The sequence below is a fragment of the Protofrankia sp. CiP1_Cm_nod3 genome (assembly GCF_982290655.1).
The window spans coordinates 41,131-41,560 of record NZ_CEVIVD010000023.1 but is presented as its reverse complement, the minus strand read 5'-3'; the positions used below and the strand labels follow the sequence as shown (position 1 = coordinate 41,560).

Sequence of the window (430 nt, the reverse complement as noted above, 5' to 3'; positions counted from 1 at the left end):
CCGCGGGCCGGCGCGCGTCATCTCCCACCCGACGTCGACAAGATCGCCCCGTGGCGGGCCCTGCCCGGAACCGCCGGGCAGGGGCTCCGTTCCTTCTCCCATGAGGAGTTCGCGCTATGACTGCTGTGGTTGCCCCGGAAGCAGCGATGACGGCCCGGTTCCTGGTCCGCCCGGACGCGTTCGACAGGCTGGTCGACCGGGTGGTGGTCGAGGCTGCGGGAGACCGCGACCTCGCCATCCGGATCGTTGATCAGATGCTGGCGTTCCTGGCCGCCAGCGCGCGGAACCCGGGCGTCGGCCTGGCCCCGAGCCGGCTGGTCGACATCGGCTGGCACGTGTTCGTGCTCGACACCCGGGAGTACGCCGTGTTCTGCGACCAGGTCGCGGGCCGGTTCATCCACCACGTCCCCAACGACGACACGACGAACGA

At 70.7% G+C, this 430-nt stretch carries 1 protein-coding gene; it reads left to right on the top strand.

Translation table 11 applies throughout. The features are described 5' to 3' along the window. Positions 1 to 116: 116 nt before the first annotated feature. Positions 117 to 430, top strand: a 314-nt coding sequence (locus AC5LUJ_RS07320; protein ID WP_493464679.1) for a glycine-rich domain-containing protein, incomplete at its 3' end; no start/stop codon positions are given.